The sequence below is a fragment of the Alistipes dispar genome (assembly GCF_006542685.1).
GTDB lineage: Bacteria > Bacteroidota > Bacteroidia > Bacteroidales > Rikenellaceae > Alistipes > Alistipes dispar.
Window position 1 is genome coordinate 428037 of record NZ_AP019736.1, and the last position, 16146, is coordinate 444182.

Consider the following 16146-nt stretch of genomic DNA (forward strand, 5'->3'; position numbering starts at 1 on the left):
CAGAAACAAAATCAGAAACATTGTTCATTATAAATGCAAGTGCTGAAAGAGGACATACGGGGTCGGATATTGACGATTGCCAGGCAGCAATTCGAGAAGAAAGGCTATTCCAAGACTTCCATGCGCGAAATAGCGGAATTGTCGAGTGTTGGTGTTGGGAATATCTATAACTACTTCACAAGCAAAGATGAATTATTCCGTGAAGTGGTCCGTCCTGTTTTGTGCGCTTTGGAAGCCATGCTGCAAGAACACCACGGCATACGGGGCGAAGATATTATGATGATGCGGTCGGAAAAATACCTGAAATCCTGCATTGACGAATATGTTTCGCTTATAGACAAACACCGTTCGCTAATGGAAATACTGTTGTTCCGTGCGCAAGGTTCTTCATTGGAACGCTTCCGTGAGAATTATACCGACCGTTCCACGGAATTGGTTAAGGCGTGGTTCGCGTCCATGCAGCGGAAACATCCCGAAATCAATACGGCTGTGTCCGATTTTATCATTCATTTGCATACGGTATGGATGTTCACGATGTTCGAGGAGCTATTGATGCATTCCGTACCCCGGCAAGAGATGGAGGCTATTTTGCACGATTATATCCTGTTTGAAATCCAAGGTTGGAGGGCTATTATCAAGATATGAGATACAGACAACGTACATACGAACATTCAACCGCATCAGAACGGTTGGCAAGGAGGAAATCTTCACGGAGGTTTCCTCCTTTTTTTATGAACAATTCTGAATATCGTTCACTATTAAATATCCCAAAATATGAAACAGAAATACGAGTTTAAGAGCATTGTAGCGGAAACATTGCTTATTCCGCTATACATGAGAGCCAAAGAAAGCCGCCGTGCCGATCCCATTCTGTGCGACAAGGCGGCGGAACAACTGGTTGACAGTTTGGAATACGATTATTCCCAGTTCGACGGGGCAAAGTTGAGCGAAGTGGGATGCGTGGTGCGTGGATGGTATTTTGACTGCGCTGTGCGCCGATTTATTAAAGCACATTCGCATCCGGTCGTGGTCAATGTAGGATGTGGACTGGATACCCGTTTCCAGCGTATCGGAAGTCAGAAAGCAGTCTTTTATGATTTGGATTTGCCTGAGGTCATTGCTCTACGCCGGGAATTGATACCCGAACAGCCGGACAATGTCTATATTGAAGCGTCTTTGTTGGAGACCGACTGGATGGATGACCTGCGCCGGAAGCACCCCGAAGCAGAATTTATCTTCATCGTGGAGGGGGTACTGATGTACTTCTACGAGAAGCAAGTAAAATCCTTCCTGCATCACGTGGCAAACCGTTTCGGGGGAGGTGAATTGTGGTTTGACGTGTGCGGCACGATAATGAGCCGACATGGTGTGAAGCCCGATTCGCTCCGCAAACACGAGGCTCAAATCCGTTCCGGCATAAGCAACGGGTATGTGGTGGAACAATGGGAACCGTCTTTAAAGCTCATTGAACAGGCTAACTACATGAAGTTCTTCCGTTCGCGCTGGGGATTCTTCTTCGGGCAGATATTGGGGCGCATGCCTTGGCTCTGCTACAAATTCAGTTCATTGCTCGGATATAAAATCACATCAAAATAGCGTAATAACAATGGAAAAATCAAAAAAGAAAAAAGGTTTGTCCCGTCTGTTCGAGATAGCGGGACAAAGGAAAGGTCTGCTTATATTAGCAGGTCTGCTGTCGGCTGGCAGCGCGGTGTGTATGCTTGTGCCTTATTGGGCAGTTTATGAAATTTTGAAAGAGTTGCTGTCGAATGGCTCCAATCTTTCCGCTTTGGACGGAACGGACATGATGCGTTGGGGATGGATTGCATTTGGAGGGCTTGTTGGCGGATTGGTATTGCTGTATGCAGCCCTGATGTCCTCACATGTGGCTGCGTTTCGTATCTTGTATGGGTTGCGTGTCCGTTTGTCCGAACACATCGGCAAACTCCCGTTAGGGTATCTGAACAATACATCCACCGGAGCCATCAAGAAAACAATGGACCAGAATATCGAGAAAATAGAGGGCTTCATCGCCCATACCATTCCGGATTTGGTCAATGTAATGGCAACGGTAGTGGTAATGCTGGTCATCCTTTTCTCGCTGGATGTGTGGCTGACAGTCGTGTGCCTGGCCGTTGTGGTGCTTAGCTTATTCCTGCAATTTTCCAATTTCATGGGGAAACGGGCAAGGGAGTTTATGGCAATCTATTACGATGCACAGGAAAAAATGAGCGCATCCGCCGTGCAATATGTGCGGGGAATGCCTGTAGTTAAGATTTTCGGGCAGAGCGTCCGTTCGTTCCGTCAGTTCAATGCCGAGATTCAGGCGTACAAGACATTCGCCTTGAAATGTTGTGACACCTACCAGAACGGGATGATAGCATTTACCGTCCTGCTCAATTCTATGGTGACGTTCATCTTGCCGATGGGTATCTTGTTGTTGCAAGCCAGTCCGCAATCACTCTCATTGGCTGTGGTGTGGCTGTTTTTTATCATCATGGGGCCGGGTATGGCTTCTCCCGTTTATAAACTGACATTCTTGGGAGGTAATACGCGCGACATCGATGAAGGTGTAAACCGTATCGACCGCATACTTGAAAAGAAACCTGTGCCGGAGCCGGAACATCCGCAAGTGCCTGCCGCCTACGATGTGGAATTTCGCCATGTGTCATTCTCCTACGAGAACACAGAACAGGGAACACGGACGGAAGCCCTGCGTGATGTCAGCTTCATTGCACCACAAGGAAAGATAACTGCCCTTGTCGGTCCGTCAGGAAGCGGCAAATCAACGGTTGCCAACCTGATACCTCGGTTCTGGGATGTGGAGCAAGGGAAAATATGTATAGGCGGTGCAGATATACGCCAAATACCTACCGCAAAACTGATGGATATGGTTTCATTCGTCTTTCAAGACACTTTCCTTTTTTACGACACCCTTTATGAGAACATCGCCGTAGGCTCTCCTGATGCCACGAAAGAAAAGGTGATAGCCGCTGCGAAAGCTGCCCAATGCCACGATTTCATAGAGCGTTTGCCGCAAGGCTACGAAACAAGGATAGGCGATAAAGGTGTATTCCTGTCCGGCGGTGAAGCCCAACGGATATGTGTAGCTCGTGCCATATTGAAGAATGCTCCGATACTGGTGTTGGACGAAGCCACTGCCTTCGCTGACCCTGAAAACGAGCATAAAATGCAGATGGCTTTGCAGTCACTGATAAAGGATAAAACGGTCATTGTGATTGCCCATCGCCTTTCTTCCATCATCTCCGCACATCAGATTGTCGTCATGAAAGAAGGACGCATTGTGCAATGCGGAAAGCATGAACAGCTGTCCGTGACGGAGGGTGTATATAAAAATATGTGGGATGCCTATACGAGCGCATACCATTGGACATTGAACAAAAACTAAAAGCAATATGAGAAAGAAGAATTTCTTAAACAAGGTCTTGCAAAACACAAGTTGTCCGCAAGGATTTTGGGGACGGATGATTTTGCGAGGAATGAATTGTTTTCATGCATCTTTAGCTAATCGTGGCATGAAGCAAGTGGAATGGCAGCCGAATTGGAATGTTCTTGATATAGGCTGTGGCGGTGGTGCGAATTTGAAACGTTTATTGAATTTATGTCCGAAAGGAAATATCTACGGCATAGACCTGTCAGAAGAAAGTGTTTCATTCGCCCAAAAGTACAACGAAAAAGACTTGAATAAAAGATGTTTCATACAACAAGGGAATGTTTGTTCATTACCTTATGAGGATGGATTCTTTAATGCTATCACGGCTTTTGAAACGGTCTATTTCTGGTCGCCTGTAAACATAGCGTTGTCTGAAGTGGTGCGTGTTCTCCGAGAAGGAGGTTGTTTCCTTATTAGTCTGGAAGCGAGCGACCCCGAGCAGGGAAAGATGTGGACGGAACGGATAGACGGTATGGTTGTCTATACTCCGGCAGAATTGGAAGAGCGGTTGCATGAAGCCGGATTTTCATCCATCAGAACAATCCGTAAAAAGGAAGAAATACATATTATAGCATATAAATAAAATAAGATATGAATGCAATAAAGAATATTACAATAGGTCACACGGAAAGACTTTACAAGCCGGTGGGTTACACCATGCTTGCCAACTTAGTGAATATAGTACCGTTTTGTCTTTCTATAGAAGCGATACGTATCATTTTCAGTGCATTTGACGGGAGCGGACAGCCGCTTGACACGACCCGCCTGTGGTGGATATTCGGCATTATGGCTGTTTATATGCTGGTCATGGCTTTGGCAGAACGGGCATCCTACCGAGCCAATTTTAGAGGAGCATACGAAATGAGTGCTTCCGGGCGTTTGTCGCTGGCGGAGCACTTGCGGAAACTATCGTTGGGCTTTTTGTCGAAACGTGATCCGGGTGATTTGTCGTCTATGCTTGTTACGGACTTCATGATGGCAGAAACCGGAATTTCGCACCACCTGCCCCAACTTATGGGTGCCATAGTCATGCCTGTACTGGCTTTTGCTTCGCTTGTATGGATAGATTGGAGGATGGCGGTCAGTATGTTTGCCGCCTTGCCGCTTGCCTTGCTCGTTCTGTGGGCAAGCACAAAGGCACAGCGGAAGTTAAGCGGCAGGCAAATTCAAGCAAAAATAAATGCTGGAAATCGGTTGGAAGAATACTTACAGGGTATTCGTGTAATGAAAGCGTACAATCTGATAGGTGACCGCTTTGTTAGGTTGCGCGATGCTTTTGCGGAACTTCGCCGTGCTTGCATCCGTCAGGAAGCCTTGTTAGGCCCATTCGTCTTGTTGAGCATCACTTTAGTACGTGCCGGGCTGACAATGATGGTGCTATGTGGAACTTACCTTCTGTTGGGAGGGCAACTTTCAATCCTTGTATTCGTGCTGTTCCTTGTAGTCGGTTCTCGTGTGTTCGACCCGCTGACTTCCGCACTGACAAACTTTACCGAGTTCCGCTATTTTTCCATTGCCGGTGGACGCATCCTTTCCTTGATGAACGAGCCGGAGATGAAAGGAGAACGGCAATCCCCGGCAGCAGGCGATATCCGGTTTGAACACGTATCGTTTGCCTATCAAGACAAGGAAGTGTTGCATGATATAAACATTACGCTCCCGAAAAACTCCTTGACGGCTCTTGTCGGACCTTCGGGAAGCGGGAAAAGCACGGTGATGAAACTTTGCGCCCGTTTCTACGACCCGCAACAGGGACGCATTTTCTTTGGTGGTGTACCGATGGACGAGATAGCTCCCGAAAGTCTGATGAGCCACATTTCTATGGTGTTCCAGGATGTCTATCTGTTTCAAGACACCATACGCAACAACATCCGTTTCGGCAAGACGAATGCGACGGACGAGGAAATCATTGCCGCCGCCAAGAAAGCCTGTTGCCACGACTTCATCATGCACTTGCCGCAAGGCTACGACACGATGGTTGGCGAAGGAGGCTGTACATTGTCCGGAGGCGAGAAACAACGCATATCCATTGCCCGTGCCATGCTGAAAGACGCACAAGTCATCCTGCTGGATGAAGCTACCGCCTCGCTCGACCCTGAAAACGAAGTGGAGGTACAACGAGCCATCGACTCGTTGATTAAAGGACGTACCGTCATTGCCATTGCCCACAGGCTCAAAACAATCAAGGATGCCGACCGGATAATCGTTTTGGATAACGGACGGATAGAGGAAGAAGGCACACACGATGGGCTTGTCAAAAAGGACGGACTTTATGCTCATTTGTGGAATATACAGGAAAGTATTTCCGGGTGGAAACTGTAATTGTAAAATGGACTGAAAATGGAATTAATGTTTTAATACTTCCTTTTCAGTCCATCTTATATGTGAATGATTTACTCCTTTAATTGACATAATAGGAATTTTTCCAAACTTGTTTTATCTGGCAACTGAAGCATGTAAGTAGAAACAAACAGTTGGTTACTCATTCCGGCTATGGCAAACACTACCTGTTTATATGAAATAATAGATACATTGTTGACATATTGCGATAGATTTTCTAATTAACAAGATTCTGGTAAAAAATCGTATAGGTAATTAGTTGGAACCATATATTGCCAAGTTGTTACTATTCTGTTATTCAATTAGGTATTTGCCGTATTATATATCTGATAATAAAATATATTAAGTCACATACCTATCTTGAAGGGAAAAGAAAAGGTGGAAACTGGTCTACGACCATACCTTGCCTTTCCATTTTCCCTCATCTTGCTCCGACAACATCTTGTGGAATGCCATTTTGTACCTATCCATTCCTTTGTTGCACCTTGAGTGGACAGCATTCGTCCGGTAATTTAACAGCGAATAGATTTGGTGCTATTTTGTTACCTACAACTCTCAAAAATGCATTTATATTATTGATGACTAATGATATATAATTACTAACTGATATAATAGCCTATTATCCGGGCTTCCCGTTATTCTATCCGGTTCAGCCTGCGGACTTTTCCTGAATCGTCCACAGACGGGCATAAAGCCCCTACTGCTGCATAAGTATACGTAGAAATACATATTGCGCACATACAAAACGTATTTCTATGTATACTTACGGAATTTCGGCTATATTTGCAGTCGGAACAAGACGAATAGAGCTTGTATTTCAGCGTTTTGAAATCCGTCCGAAACTGCCTTTACTACTCGGAACAGAGTAACGGGATAGTAACAGTTGTCTTTTCGATGGCTTCGATTTGGCTACGACAGCGCAGTCCGTTACTCTCTAAACCCCTTGTTTTCAACCTTCTTGCCTCAATTCGCTCGAATTCTCGGTTTTTATTCCTATCTTTGTCGCAGAAGAGTTATTTGATAGCATAAGAATATTAAGAATATAGTGTTTCTGAACACTTTCCTTTTTCTTATCCGTTAGCTTATCTCATGCGCGTCCTTCGTAATATGCTCGTAGTCAATTAAACATATACAGACTACATCAAAGATACGAAAAAAGACGATCGGGACACACCCCGGACGCCGGACACGCCGAAAGAAGCACGGGAAGTTTCGGTGCGGAAAGGGAGGAGTTTGCGGAAAAATTCGTAACTTCGACATTCGAAAACCGAAAATCCGCCGAAATGAAGAGAAGAGGGAACCTGTACGCCGCAATCCTCGCAGGGGCGTTGTCGCTGTTCCCCGTCGCTACCGTTCCGGCGGAAAGAACGGGCCGCACGGTCGGAACGACGGCCGGCGCAAGCAGCGCGACGGACAATGCGGCCGGGACGACAGCCGCCGGTCCCGCGGCGGAGCAGGACGGAAAGCTCCGGAACGGAAACGCGACGGGCCGCACCGGAATGACGGAGGACCGCACCGGAATGACGGAAGACCGCACCGGGGCGGCCGGGGCGGCGGAACAGTCCGGAACGATCCGGAGCGGAACGGAATCCGCCGCCCAAAAGCGTCCGAAGACGAAACCTGCCGTCCGGGATTCCCTGCGGCGGAACGACCGGAGCGGAGGCATCGCCCCGCCGTCCTTCGCACCGGAGTGCGACGGGAAGCGGCCCCGGCGGCTGACGCACCGTATCGGCGCGGAGTTCCGGCCCGAGCATATCTTCACGATCAACCCCTTTCTTCGGGGCGAGAACCTCGCGCAGTTGCCCGTCGATCTCTCGCTCGCGGCACACCTGAAATACTCCTTCCGCTTCCGGCCGGGATCGCCCGCGGACCGGACTTACGGCGGTGTCTATCAGGGGTTCGGCATCGCCTACTACGACTTCGCCAATCCGCAGGAGCTGGGCAATCCCGTCGCGGCCTACCTGTTCCAGGGAGCGCGCATCGCCCGCCTGTCGCGCCGCCTGTCGCTCGACTACGAATGGAATTTCGGCCTTTCGTTCGGATGGAAACCCTACGACCGGGACGACAACCGCCTCAACACCATGATGGGGTCGAAGATCAACGCCTTCCTCAACGTGAACTTCTTCCTCCGGTGGATGCTCACGCGCGAACTGGACCTCACCTTCGGCCCCACGCTCACCCACTTCTCCAACGGCAACACCAAGATTCCGAACGCGGGCCTGAACTCGGCGGGCATCGGGGCCGGACTGACCTACAACTTCGGCCGGGAGCGGGCCGAAATCCCGCAACGCACCCCGGCGCCGGAATTCCGCAGACACTTCAGCTACGATCTGGTGCTGTTCGGATCGTGGTGCAGCAAGGGCGTGGAGGTCGGCGACGTGCTCTACGCCTCGCCCGACACCTATCCGGTCGTGGGATTCAACTTCTCGGCCCTGTACAATTTCGGCTACAAGTTCCGCGCGGGACTGTCGCTCGACGGCGTATACGACGGCAGCGCGAATGTCTATGTCCCGGACCGCATCGCGGAGCTCGGCGGCGGAGCTCCGCTGGAATTCGCACGTCCGACGATCGACAGGCAGCTCGCGCTGGGTCTCTCGGGCCGTGCCGAGTTCGTCATGCCCTACTTCACGATCGGGCTGGGACTGGGCATGAACGTCCTGCACAAGGGCGGCGACCTGAAGGCCTTCTACCAGACGCTCACGCTCAAGGTGGGCATCACGCGCAACGCATTCGCGCATATCGGCTATTCGCTCCGGGATTTCCACATGCCCAACTTCCTCATGCTGGGCATCGGCTACCGCTTCAACAACAAATATCCGCGGCACTACTGATCCGGGAGCCGCGGCGGGAAGCGGCGGCGCTCCCGCCCCGAAACGACGACGGCCCTCCGTCAGAAGGGCCGTCGTCTCGAAAACCGGCTTGCAGGCGATTACAGCGTGTAGCTCACCAACATCTCCTCGGCGGTCTCGGGATCGACCGACCAAGCGATCAGCCGGCCGTCGTGCACGACCATCGGGCCGACGGGCCGGTCCAAAACGAGCCGCCGGACGAAGTTCCCGTCCCAGTCGTAAACGTTCATCCGGACAGGTCGGACGGGCTGCGCGGAGCCGGTTCTCACCGCATGGCGCAGTTCGCCATGGGTGGATTGCGTGTAAACGACGTAAATGCCCGCTTCGTCCACGGCTACCGCCTCGAAACCCTCTTCGCATGCCTCGTCGAACGTATAATGCCACTCTCGAGGATCATCTACCCATTTCAAATCCGGAAGGCGATCGTACACACCCCGGACCAACTGAATCCTCCCCTCCGACGTCAGGTCGAAAACGAAAAGATATTTGAAATCCTGCGCGCAGTAGACAAAACGATGCCGCTGCGGATGCCGATACAATTTCCCCGTCCACAAGACGTGCTGCTCCAGCGGAGAGAGGTCCAGCGACGTCCGGGGAAATTCGAATCCGAGCGGCGTAACCTGTCCGCTATCGACATCGAAACGGGAAAACATGGCGAGCGAATCGGCCTGACAGCCCAACATGAGATACGAGGAACGATCGAGCAGACAGGAAGTGATCCACGTACGGTTGCCGATCCCCGCCAGCGACTTATACTCCCAGTGCGACAGATCGTAGAGATATTCCGGAGCATCCGAACGCACGCGGCAAAACCGATTCTCCTGATTATGAATCGCCAGCAGATTGAGGCTCCCCGACGCCGGGTCGAACCCGATCTCCGAATAAAGCATCTCATACGGGCCGCGCCCCCGGGAGAGGAACTCCCCCTCCTTCACCAGCGAATCGCCCGAAAAACAGTAGATCGAATAGCATTTGTCCGAGCGGAACGGATTCCGCATCACGATACGCTCCCCGAAGGTCAGCACCGGGTATTCGCCCAGGAAGTCCCCGCCGACGGGAATGCGCACGGCGTGCAGCGAATCGCCGGGAGCATTTTCAAGGAAATCGGCATGAGTGACTCGAGACGCAGAACCATTGCAACTTATTATAAATAAACATATTACAAATATAAAAACCGACTTCATTCTCGAACTTTTTTGGCATCATATATTTGTCCCATTTCCGTCGTACCATCACCCGTTTCATCAGCGGACAATGCCTCGATATCCGCTCTCATCAGATCCGTCATTTCCGAATCCCGATTCGCCATATACGTAGAAACTCCTGCGAACAAAGCGACTACTACCAAACCAAAATAGCACTTCTTTTTTTAATGCAAACAATAGACTTACACTTTTAAACACACACAACAATTATTAAAAATCAAAATTACATTTTATATCACACACAAACCAATCAATTAGCGACATAAAAAACGATTCAATCTACTACACTCCAAATAACCGAGGCATACACCTAAAGATCATACCGTACCAACATCTCCTCGGCCGTCTCGGGATCGACCGACCAAGCGATCAGCCGGCCGTCGTGCACGACCATCGGGCCGACGGGCCGGTCCAGAACGAGTCGCCGGACGAAGTTCCCGTCCCAGTCGTAAACGTTGATGCGCGAGGGAAACAACTGGCGAAGATCCCCGGCACGCACCCGTTCCCGCTGCTCGCCGTAGGTATCCTGCATATAACCCACATAGATGAAGCGATCGTCCACGGCCAGCGGGAAAAAACCGTGCGGACAGGAATCGTCCATGTCGAACTGATGCCCCGGATCGCCGGAGGGATGCGCCTCCGGCATCTTGTCGTAAAGCCTCCGCACGACCTCTACCCGGCCGTCCTCCGTCACGTCGAAGACGAGCAGATAGCGGAAATTCTGGTTGCTGTACAGAAAGCGGCTACGCTGCGGATGCCTGTGCAACCAGCCGGTCCAAAATATCGCCTGCTGCAAAGCCGGCAGATCGAGCGGCGGCTCCGGGAACCGGAAATCGAGCGGCGTGACCCGCTCGCCTCCGGGGTCGAGGATCGAAAACGGGCTGAACGATTCGACGGTGTGTCCGATCGTCAGAAAGGTCGTATCGGTCAGCCGGCAAGGCGACTCCAACTGGTAGCCTTCCAGAAAGTCCAGCGTCCCGTATTCCCACCGCGACGGATCGTACAAATCGCCGGAACCGATCCGGAGCATCCGGTTTTCCCCGTTATAGAGTCCGAACACGGTCAAACGCTCCGCTTCCGGATCGAAGACACCCTGCGGAATCATCATTTCCAGCGGTCCCCGGCCGCGCATGAGGAACTCCCCTTCCTTCACCAGCGAATCGCCCGAAAAACGACAGACTGAATAGCACTTGTCCAACCGGAACGGATTCTGCATCACGATACGCTCCCCGAGGGTCAGCACCGGGTATTCGCCCAGGAAGTCCCCGCCGACGGGAATGCGCATGGCGTGCAGCGAATCGCCGGGGGCCGTCGCGGAGAATTCGGGGTCGGTTACGGCGGTGTGCCGACGGCCGCAGGCGACCGACAGCAGCAGGCAGAGCAGGAGAAACGGAAAGCGGATCATGGCGGAATCGGTTTCGGGTCGGACCGGCGCAATATGCCGCCGGCCGCAGGCGTCAGCGGAGCCTGCGGTCCGAATTTACCGAAAATCCGCCGGAACGGCAAATAAAATCCCGGTTATTTTCTCCGCAGCCGCGCCCGCTTGCCCCGCAGCCGCTTCGCGCCCGTCACGAGGAAACGCACCGGAAGCAGGAACAGCGTCTGAAACCACTGCCTCCGGGCCGTGACGCGCAGCTCCGGAAGGCCGAAATCGGAAAACGTCCGGCCCCGCAGCACGGGAATATTGCGGACCTTGGCATTGATGCGCAGATCGTTGCTCACGTTGTCTTCGTGAACGATTTCGAGCCACTTGCCGTGCGGAGAGGAGATATAGACGGTGGGTTGCTGACGGATGGCGCGCGTGTGCCGGTAGGCGATGATCGTTTCGGCACGGTCGTCGAAGGGTTCGACGAGCGTCAGGAAATGGTTGTTCGTGTAGCGCATCTTGAGCAGGAAGCGCTCGGAGGTGAAGTACTGGTAGCCGTAGAGCAGGCTGTATATCCGCTTGCCGGGACAGGGGCGGATTTCGCGCCGGAGCAGTTCGAGGGCGTCGCTCGCCAGAGCGTCGTCATTGTCCAGATTGGTCGTAATCAGCAGACCGTGAGGGGGGGGGTGGAACCGTGTTCCGCCGCGAGAACCGAGCGGATCGTACCGCGCAGGCTTTCGGTCAGACACGCCGTCTGGGCGGCCGTATAGTACACCGCCTCGAAGCGGGGACACACGGCGCGGTAGGACGCAATGCGGCGGCGGTAGGGTTCGGGCGTGGCGGCGTCGAACAGGCACAGCCACCTGAAATCCGTCGCCGTCTGGGCCGCCACCGAAGGCAGGCAGTAGCGTTCGAAGACCTCGAAACGGTGTTCGAGCCACCGCGCCGTGCGGGTCGGGGCCGCGTGTTTGTCCCGCTCGTAGAGGTTCAGGTTGAAGCGGGTGATGAGGAAATGGCTGAAATTCTCCATGATGAAATCCGGTTTTGTCCGGAGACAAAGGTAGGGAATTTCAGCCATTCGGCAAGCGCGGCGCGCACGAATCCGGCGGACAGGGCCGCCTTACACGCCGAAAAGGAATCCGAAGGGCTTCTCCGAGGAGCGGAACTCCGTCGTGACGTCGCCCGAATAGCTCTGCCCCTCGGTCAGGCGCAGGACCCGTTCGCCGCTCCCGGGAGCGAAATCCACCTTCCGCAGATCGACCCGGAAAACCTCCATGCCGAGCGTCGGCTCGAAATAGCAGACGCGGTTTTTCTGATCGCAGACCGTGCGCCAGCGCGTCGAGGCGATGTGCGGCATGTCGGGTGTCGAGATGCCGTAAGGAACCGACACGTTGCGCATGACCGACATGACGGCAGGCACGGCGATCGCCGGATCGGCGCTCTGCACGACGGCTTCGATATAGAACGAGGCGCGCACGAAACGGTCCGAGGAGCGATTGGTCCCAGGCAGCATCGTCAGGCCGCCGATCTGGCGCCAATAGCCGAGAATCGCCAACTGGCGGTCGTAGGAGGGCGAATTGGTCAGCACACGGCATTGCGGGCCGTGATGGATGACGAGCCGGCCGCCGAGGTACTCGAAGACCGCGCTGTCGCCCGTGGCGTCCGAAACGGCGAGGTGCAGGCGTGCAGGCACGCCGTTCGGCAGGTCCGGCGCGTCGATGCGGAACGCCTCCTTCCCCAGTTCGGCGACGGCCTCGGCGACCGTGGCGAAATTGTCCAGCACGTACTGCGTCCAGATGCTCAGCCCCATGACGGGCCGGGTATCGCCGGACCGTTCATAGACCGATTCGGGCAGGAAGAGCAGGCTGGCAGTCAGCCCCGCCTCGTTCATGCCGTCGGCGATGCCGATGTCGTAGCCGGCCGCGGAGAGCGAGCCGTACTTCGAGGTCCAGCGAACGGTGTCGTCGGTCAGCGCACCGCGGCGGACCGCGCCGCGCGGGAAAAGATAGAGGTTGGTGAGCGGGTCTTCGCGCCAGTCCATCGTGCGCCCCGTGGCGACCATGCCGCCGGGACCGACATAGACGGCGCGCGTGCAGGCATCGGCGCCGGACCGGAGCGAAAGGGCGAATGCGGCGGCGCAGAGCGCCGCAAGGAGATGTGTTTTCATGGCTAAGAGTGTTTTTCGGTCCGAACGCTGCAAATCCGATGCAAAAGTGAACGGAACGGCCCTGCGGCAACGAACGGAAGTCCCCGGCGGACCGGAAATGCGGGGAAAGGACGGCCGTAAATTTGGCGGTGCGCGCGGATTGCACTACCTTTGCGCAGACACCGCCGCGCCGCCCGGGGGCGAAGCGTCCGGCGCGCGCCGAAAAAACACCCGCACGATGAAAATCTCGAAAGCCGAATTCCGATGCAGTTCCGAACGCATCTCGCAGGTCCCGAAGGACGGGCTGCGCGACATCGCCTTCATCGGGCGCAGCAACGTCGGCAAATCGTCGCTCATCAACATGCTCACCGGCCGCCCGGGGCTGGCCAAAGTCTCGGGAACACCCGGCAAGACGCGGCTCATCAACCACTTCCGCATCGACAACGCATGGTATCTGGTGGACCTGCCCGGCTACGGCTACGCCCGCACGTCGAAGACCGTGCGCAACGGGTTCTCGACGCTCATCACCGACTACGTGCTCCGCTGCGGGAAGATGCACTTCCTGTTCGTGCTGGCGGACATCCGCCTCGAGCCCCAGCGCATCGACCTCCGGTTCATCGACATGCTGGGCGAACACGGCGTACCGTTCGGCATCGTTTTCACCAAAGCCGACAAGCTCTCGAAAACCCAGTGCGAAAAGAGCGTGGAGCGCTACCGTAAACGGCTTTCGGAGACATGGGAGGAACTGCCGCCGATGTTCGTCTCGTCGTCCGAACGCGGCACGGGACGCGAGGAAATCCTCGATTTCATCGGCGAATGCCTGAAAGTTTAACCGAATGTTGAAAAAACGCGGCCCCGAGGGGCCGTTTTCTCGGCGCATTGCCTTATATTTGCAACGTCAAACAACCCATCGCACAAATGGCTATCCACAAAATCAAGATCTTTTCGGGCCGCGGTTCGGAATACCTGGCCCAGAAAATCGCCGCGAGCTTCGGCACGACCCTCGGACAATCGGAGGTGCTGCGTTTCAGCGACGGCGAGTTCCAGCCCTCCTACAACGAGTCGATCCGCGGCTGCACGGTCTTCATCATCCAATCGACCTTCCCGCCCTCGGACAACCTCATGGAGCTGCTGATGATGATCGACGCCGCACGCCGCGCCTCGGCCTACAAGGTCGTGGCCGTGATGCCCTACTTCGGCTGGGCGCGCCAGGACCGCAAGGACCGGCCCCGCGTGCCGATCGGCGCCAAACTGGTGGCCAACCTGCTCATGGCCGCGGGCGTGGACCGCATCATGACGATGGACCTGCACGCCGACCAGATACAGGGTTTCTTCGACATTCCGGTGGACGCCCTCTACGCCAGCGGCATCTTCGTCCCCTATATCGAGAGCCTGCGAATCGAGGACCTCTCGATCGCCGCGCCCGACATGGGCGGCGCCAAGCGTGCGAACACCTATGCCAAACACCTCGGCGCACCGATCATCATTTCGCACAAGGAGCGCGCCAAGGCCAATGTCGTGGGCAAGATGACCGCCATCGGCGACGTCGAAGGCCGCAACGTGCTGATCGTGGACGACATGATCGACACGGCCGGCACGATCTGCATGGCCGCCGACATGCTCATGGCCCGCGGGGCGAAGAGCGTCCGCGCCGCCATCACCCACCCCGTGCTGTCGGGCCCAGCCTACGAGCGCATCAACGACAGCGCGCTGGAGGAGGTGATCGTGACGGACACCATCCCGCTCAACCCCGACAAGGACCTGCACAAGTTCACGGTGCTGTCGGTGGCCGACATTTTCGCCGACGTCATCGAACGGGTTCACAACTACAAGGAGATCTCGTCGATTTTCTTCAAATAGGCTCTTCGACGGAGAGAGGCAGAGAAAGGGCGCTTCGGTTGTCGAAGCGCCCTTTCTGTCATTTCACGGACGGCAATGCCGGAAGACCCGGCGCCGGGATGCGGTCACCTGAGCGGCGAATCCGGCTCGCGGGCCATCACCATGTAGAACATGCGGTCGAGGAACGCCGGAGCGAACTTCTTGACGAAATGCGTGGCGCGCCCCTCGGCCTCCATCAGGCAGAGCCGCTTGCGGCGCAGAATGCCCCGCTCCACGATACGGGCCACCTCGACGGGGCTCATCATCTTCGACTCGTCGCGCGGCGTCTCGCCCTGCTGCGACCCGTCGGCCGTGAGGGCCGAGAAGCGGACGTTCGAAGCCGTGAAGCCCGGACAGGCGATCATCACGTGCAGCCCCTTGCGGAGATTCTCGATGCGGAGCGTCTCCAGGAAGCCCGTCATGGCGTACTTCGAGGCTGAATAGCCCGTGCGGCCGGGCAGGCCGTGCAGGCCGGCCACCGAGGAGACCCCGACGATCGACCCCTTCGCACGCTGCAGGTACGGCAGCGCGTACTTGCAGCAGTTCACCGTGCCCCAGAAATTGACGTCCATCAGACGGTGCAGCACCTCCAGCTCCACGTCGTCGAAGAGAGCGCGCATCGAAATGCCCGCATTGCAGACGAGTACGTCCACCCCGCCGAACTCCCGCACGGCGGTGTCGATCAGCCCGCGGCACTCCTCCGGCCGCGTGACGTCCACGCCGCAGTAGGCGGCCTGCCCGCCGTGGCGGCGGATTTCGCCCGCGAGGAGCTGCAACTTCTGCACGCTGCGCGCGCCGAGCACGACCTTCGCGCCCCGGGCGGCGTATTCGCGGGCCATCGCCTCGCCGATCCCCGACGAAGCGCCCGTAATGACGATAACCTTATCCTTGAGTGTTTTCATAGTGTT

14 protein-coding genes and 1 pseudogene are annotated in these 16146 nt (G+C 54.9%); 8 read left to right on the plus strand and 7 right to left on the minus strand.

Annotated features, from left to right (window positions below; all coding sequences use genetic code 11):
* The first annotated feature begins 33 nt into the window (after positions 1–33).
* The 6 genes from FME97_RS02125 (at position 34) to FME97_RS02155 (ending at position 8625) form a co-directional block, all read left to right on the plus strand.
* Complete coding sequence (locus FME97_RS02125) at positions 34–645, plus strand: TetR/AcrR family transcriptional regulator (RefSeq protein WP_141427651.1); 612 nt, start codon at positions 34–36, stop codon at positions 643–645.
* Positions 646–774: 129 nt separating this feature from the next.
* On the plus strand, positions 775–1596 hold the full coding sequence (locus tag FME97_RS02130; RefSeq protein WP_141427652.1) for a class I SAM-dependent methyltransferase: 822 nt from the start codon (positions 775–777) through the stop codon (positions 1594–1596).
* 10 nt (positions 1597–1606) lie between these two features.
* A complete protein-coding gene (locus FME97_RS02135) occupies positions 1607–3409 on the plus strand; it encodes an ABC transporter ATP-binding protein (protein WP_141427653.1) in 1803 nt (600 codons plus the stop codon).
* Positions 3410–3416: 7 nt separating this feature from the next.
* On the plus strand, positions 3417–4037 hold the full coding sequence (locus tag FME97_RS02140) for a class I SAM-dependent methyltransferase (RefSeq protein WP_141427654.1): 621 nt from the start codon (positions 3417–3419) through the stop codon (positions 4035–4037).
* A gap of 8 nt (positions 4038–4045) precedes the next feature.
* Positions 4046–5776: an ABC transporter ATP-binding protein gene (locus FME97_RS02145; RefSeq protein ID WP_141427655.1), complete on the plus strand. Its 1731-nt coding sequence runs from the start codon at positions 4046–4048 to the stop codon at positions 5774–5776.
* 1301 nt (positions 5777–7077) lie between these two features.
* The gene (locus FME97_RS02155; protein ID WP_232522913.1) at positions 7078–8625 is read left to right on the plus strand and encodes an acyloxyacyl hydrolase; all 1548 of its coding nucleotides are present in this window, start codon (positions 7078–7080) and stop codon (positions 8623–8625) included.
* A gap of 98 nt (positions 8626–8723) precedes the next feature.
* Here FME97_RS02155 and FME97_RS02160 read toward each other — a convergent pair whose 3' ends face one another.
* The 6 genes and pseudogenes from FME97_RS02160 to FME97_RS02180 all read right to left on the minus strand — a co-directional run bounded on the left by FME97_RS02160 (position 8724) and on the right by FME97_RS02180 (position 13381).
* Positions 8724–9710 (minus strand): BF3164 family lipoprotein, encoded by a 987-nt coding sequence (locus tag FME97_RS02160; protein ID WP_162502044.1) that lies wholly within the window; start codon positions 9708–9710, stop codon positions 8724–8726.
* A 113-nt stretch (positions 9711–9823) separates the two neighbouring features.
* Positions 9824–9994: pseudogene (locus FME97_RS12690) on the minus strand (hypothetical protein); the annotation flags it as partial.
* Positions 9995–10158: 164 nt separating this feature from the next.
* Entirely contained in the window at positions 10159–11253 is a 1095-nt protein-coding gene (locus tag FME97_RS02165; protein ID WP_141427657.1) for a BF3164 family lipoprotein, read from the minus strand.
* A gap of 113 nt (positions 11254–11366) precedes the next feature.
* Positions 11367–11963, minus strand: coding sequence for a glycosyltransferase (locus FME97_RS02170; protein ID WP_141427658.1), 597 nt, complete (start codon positions 11961–11963; stop codon positions 11367–11369).
* Positions 11879–12244, minus strand: coding sequence for a glycosyltransferase (locus FME97_RS12650; protein WP_141427659.1), 366 nt, complete (start codon positions 12242–12244; stop codon positions 11879–11881). The genes FME97_RS02170 and FME97_RS12650 overlap by 85 nt, the downstream gene beginning before the upstream one ends.
* Before the next feature lie 90 nt (positions 12245–12334).
* Complete coding sequence (locus FME97_RS02180; RefSeq protein ID WP_141427660.1) at positions 12335–13381, minus strand: linear amide C-N hydrolase; 1047 nt, start codon at positions 13379–13381, stop codon at positions 12335–12337.
* 217 nt (positions 13382–13598) lie between these two features.
* On the opposite strand from FME97_RS02180, the gene yihA reads away from it, so the two are divergent.
* Together yihA and FME97_RS02190 are read left to right on the plus strand one after the other, a co-directional pair.
* Entirely contained in the window at positions 13599–14192 is a 594-nt protein-coding gene (yihA, locus tag FME97_RS02185; protein ID WP_141427661.1) for a ribosome biogenesis GTP-binding protein YihA/YsxC, read from the plus strand.
* Between the two features lie 86 nt (positions 14193–14278).
* Positions 14279–15220, plus strand: coding sequence for a ribose-phosphate diphosphokinase (locus tag FME97_RS02190; RefSeq protein WP_141427662.1), 942 nt, complete (start codon positions 14279–14281; stop codon positions 15218–15220).
* Positions 15221–15324: 104 nt separating this feature from the next.
* On the opposite strand, the gene FME97_RS02195 is transcribed toward FME97_RS02190, so the two are convergent.
* Positions 15325–16140: an SDR family oxidoreductase gene (locus FME97_RS02195; protein ID WP_141427663.1), complete on the minus strand. Its 816-nt coding sequence runs from the start codon at positions 16138–16140 to the stop codon at positions 15325–15327.
* Between the last annotated feature and the right edge of the window lie 6 nt (positions 16141–16146).

Coding starts and splice junctions, on each gene's coding strand:
- FME97_RS02130 (WP_141427652.1), top strand. CDS start 775: ATGAAACAGAAATACGAGTTTAAGAGCATTGTAGCGGAAACATTGCTT.
- FME97_RS02190 (WP_141427662.1), top strand. CDS start 14,279: ATGGCTATCCACAAAATCAAGATCTTTTCGGGCCGCGGTTCGGAATAC.
- FME97_RS02140 (WP_141427654.1), top strand. CDS start 3,417: ATGAGAAAGAAGAATTTCTTAAACAAGGTCTTGCAAAACACAAGTTGT.
- FME97_RS02135 (WP_141427653.1), top strand. CDS start 1,607: ATGGAAAAATCAAAAAAGAAAAAAGGTTTGTCCCGTCTGTTCGAGATA.
- FME97_RS02145 (WP_141427655.1), top strand. CDS start 4,046: ATGAATGCAATAAAGAATATTACAATAGGTCACACGGAAAGACTTTAC.
- FME97_RS02195 (WP_141427663.1), bottom strand. CDS start 16,140: ATGAAAACACTCAAGGATAAGGTTATCGTCATTACGGGCGCTTCGTCG.
- FME97_RS02155 (WP_232522913.1), top strand. CDS start 7,078: ATGAAGAGAAGAGGGAACCTGTACGCCGCAATCCTCGCAGGGGCGTTG.
- FME97_RS02165 (WP_141427657.1), bottom strand. CDS start 11,253: ATGATCCGCTTTCCGTTTCTCCTGCTCTGCCTGCTGCTGTCGGTCGCC.
- FME97_RS12650 (WP_141427659.1), bottom strand. CDS start 12,244: ATGGAGAATTTCAGCCATTTCCTCATCACCCGCTTCAACCTGAACCTC.
- FME97_RS02180 (WP_141427660.1), bottom strand. CDS start 13,381: ATGAAAACACATCTCCTTGCGGCGCTCTGCGCCGCCGCATTCGCCCTT.
- yihA (WP_141427661.1), top strand. CDS start 13,599: ATGAAAATCTCGAAAGCCGAATTCCGATGCAGTTCCGAACGCATCTCG.
- FME97_RS02125 (WP_141427651.1), top strand. CDS start 34: ATGCAAGTGCTGAAAGAGGACATACGGGGTCGGATATTGACGATTGCC.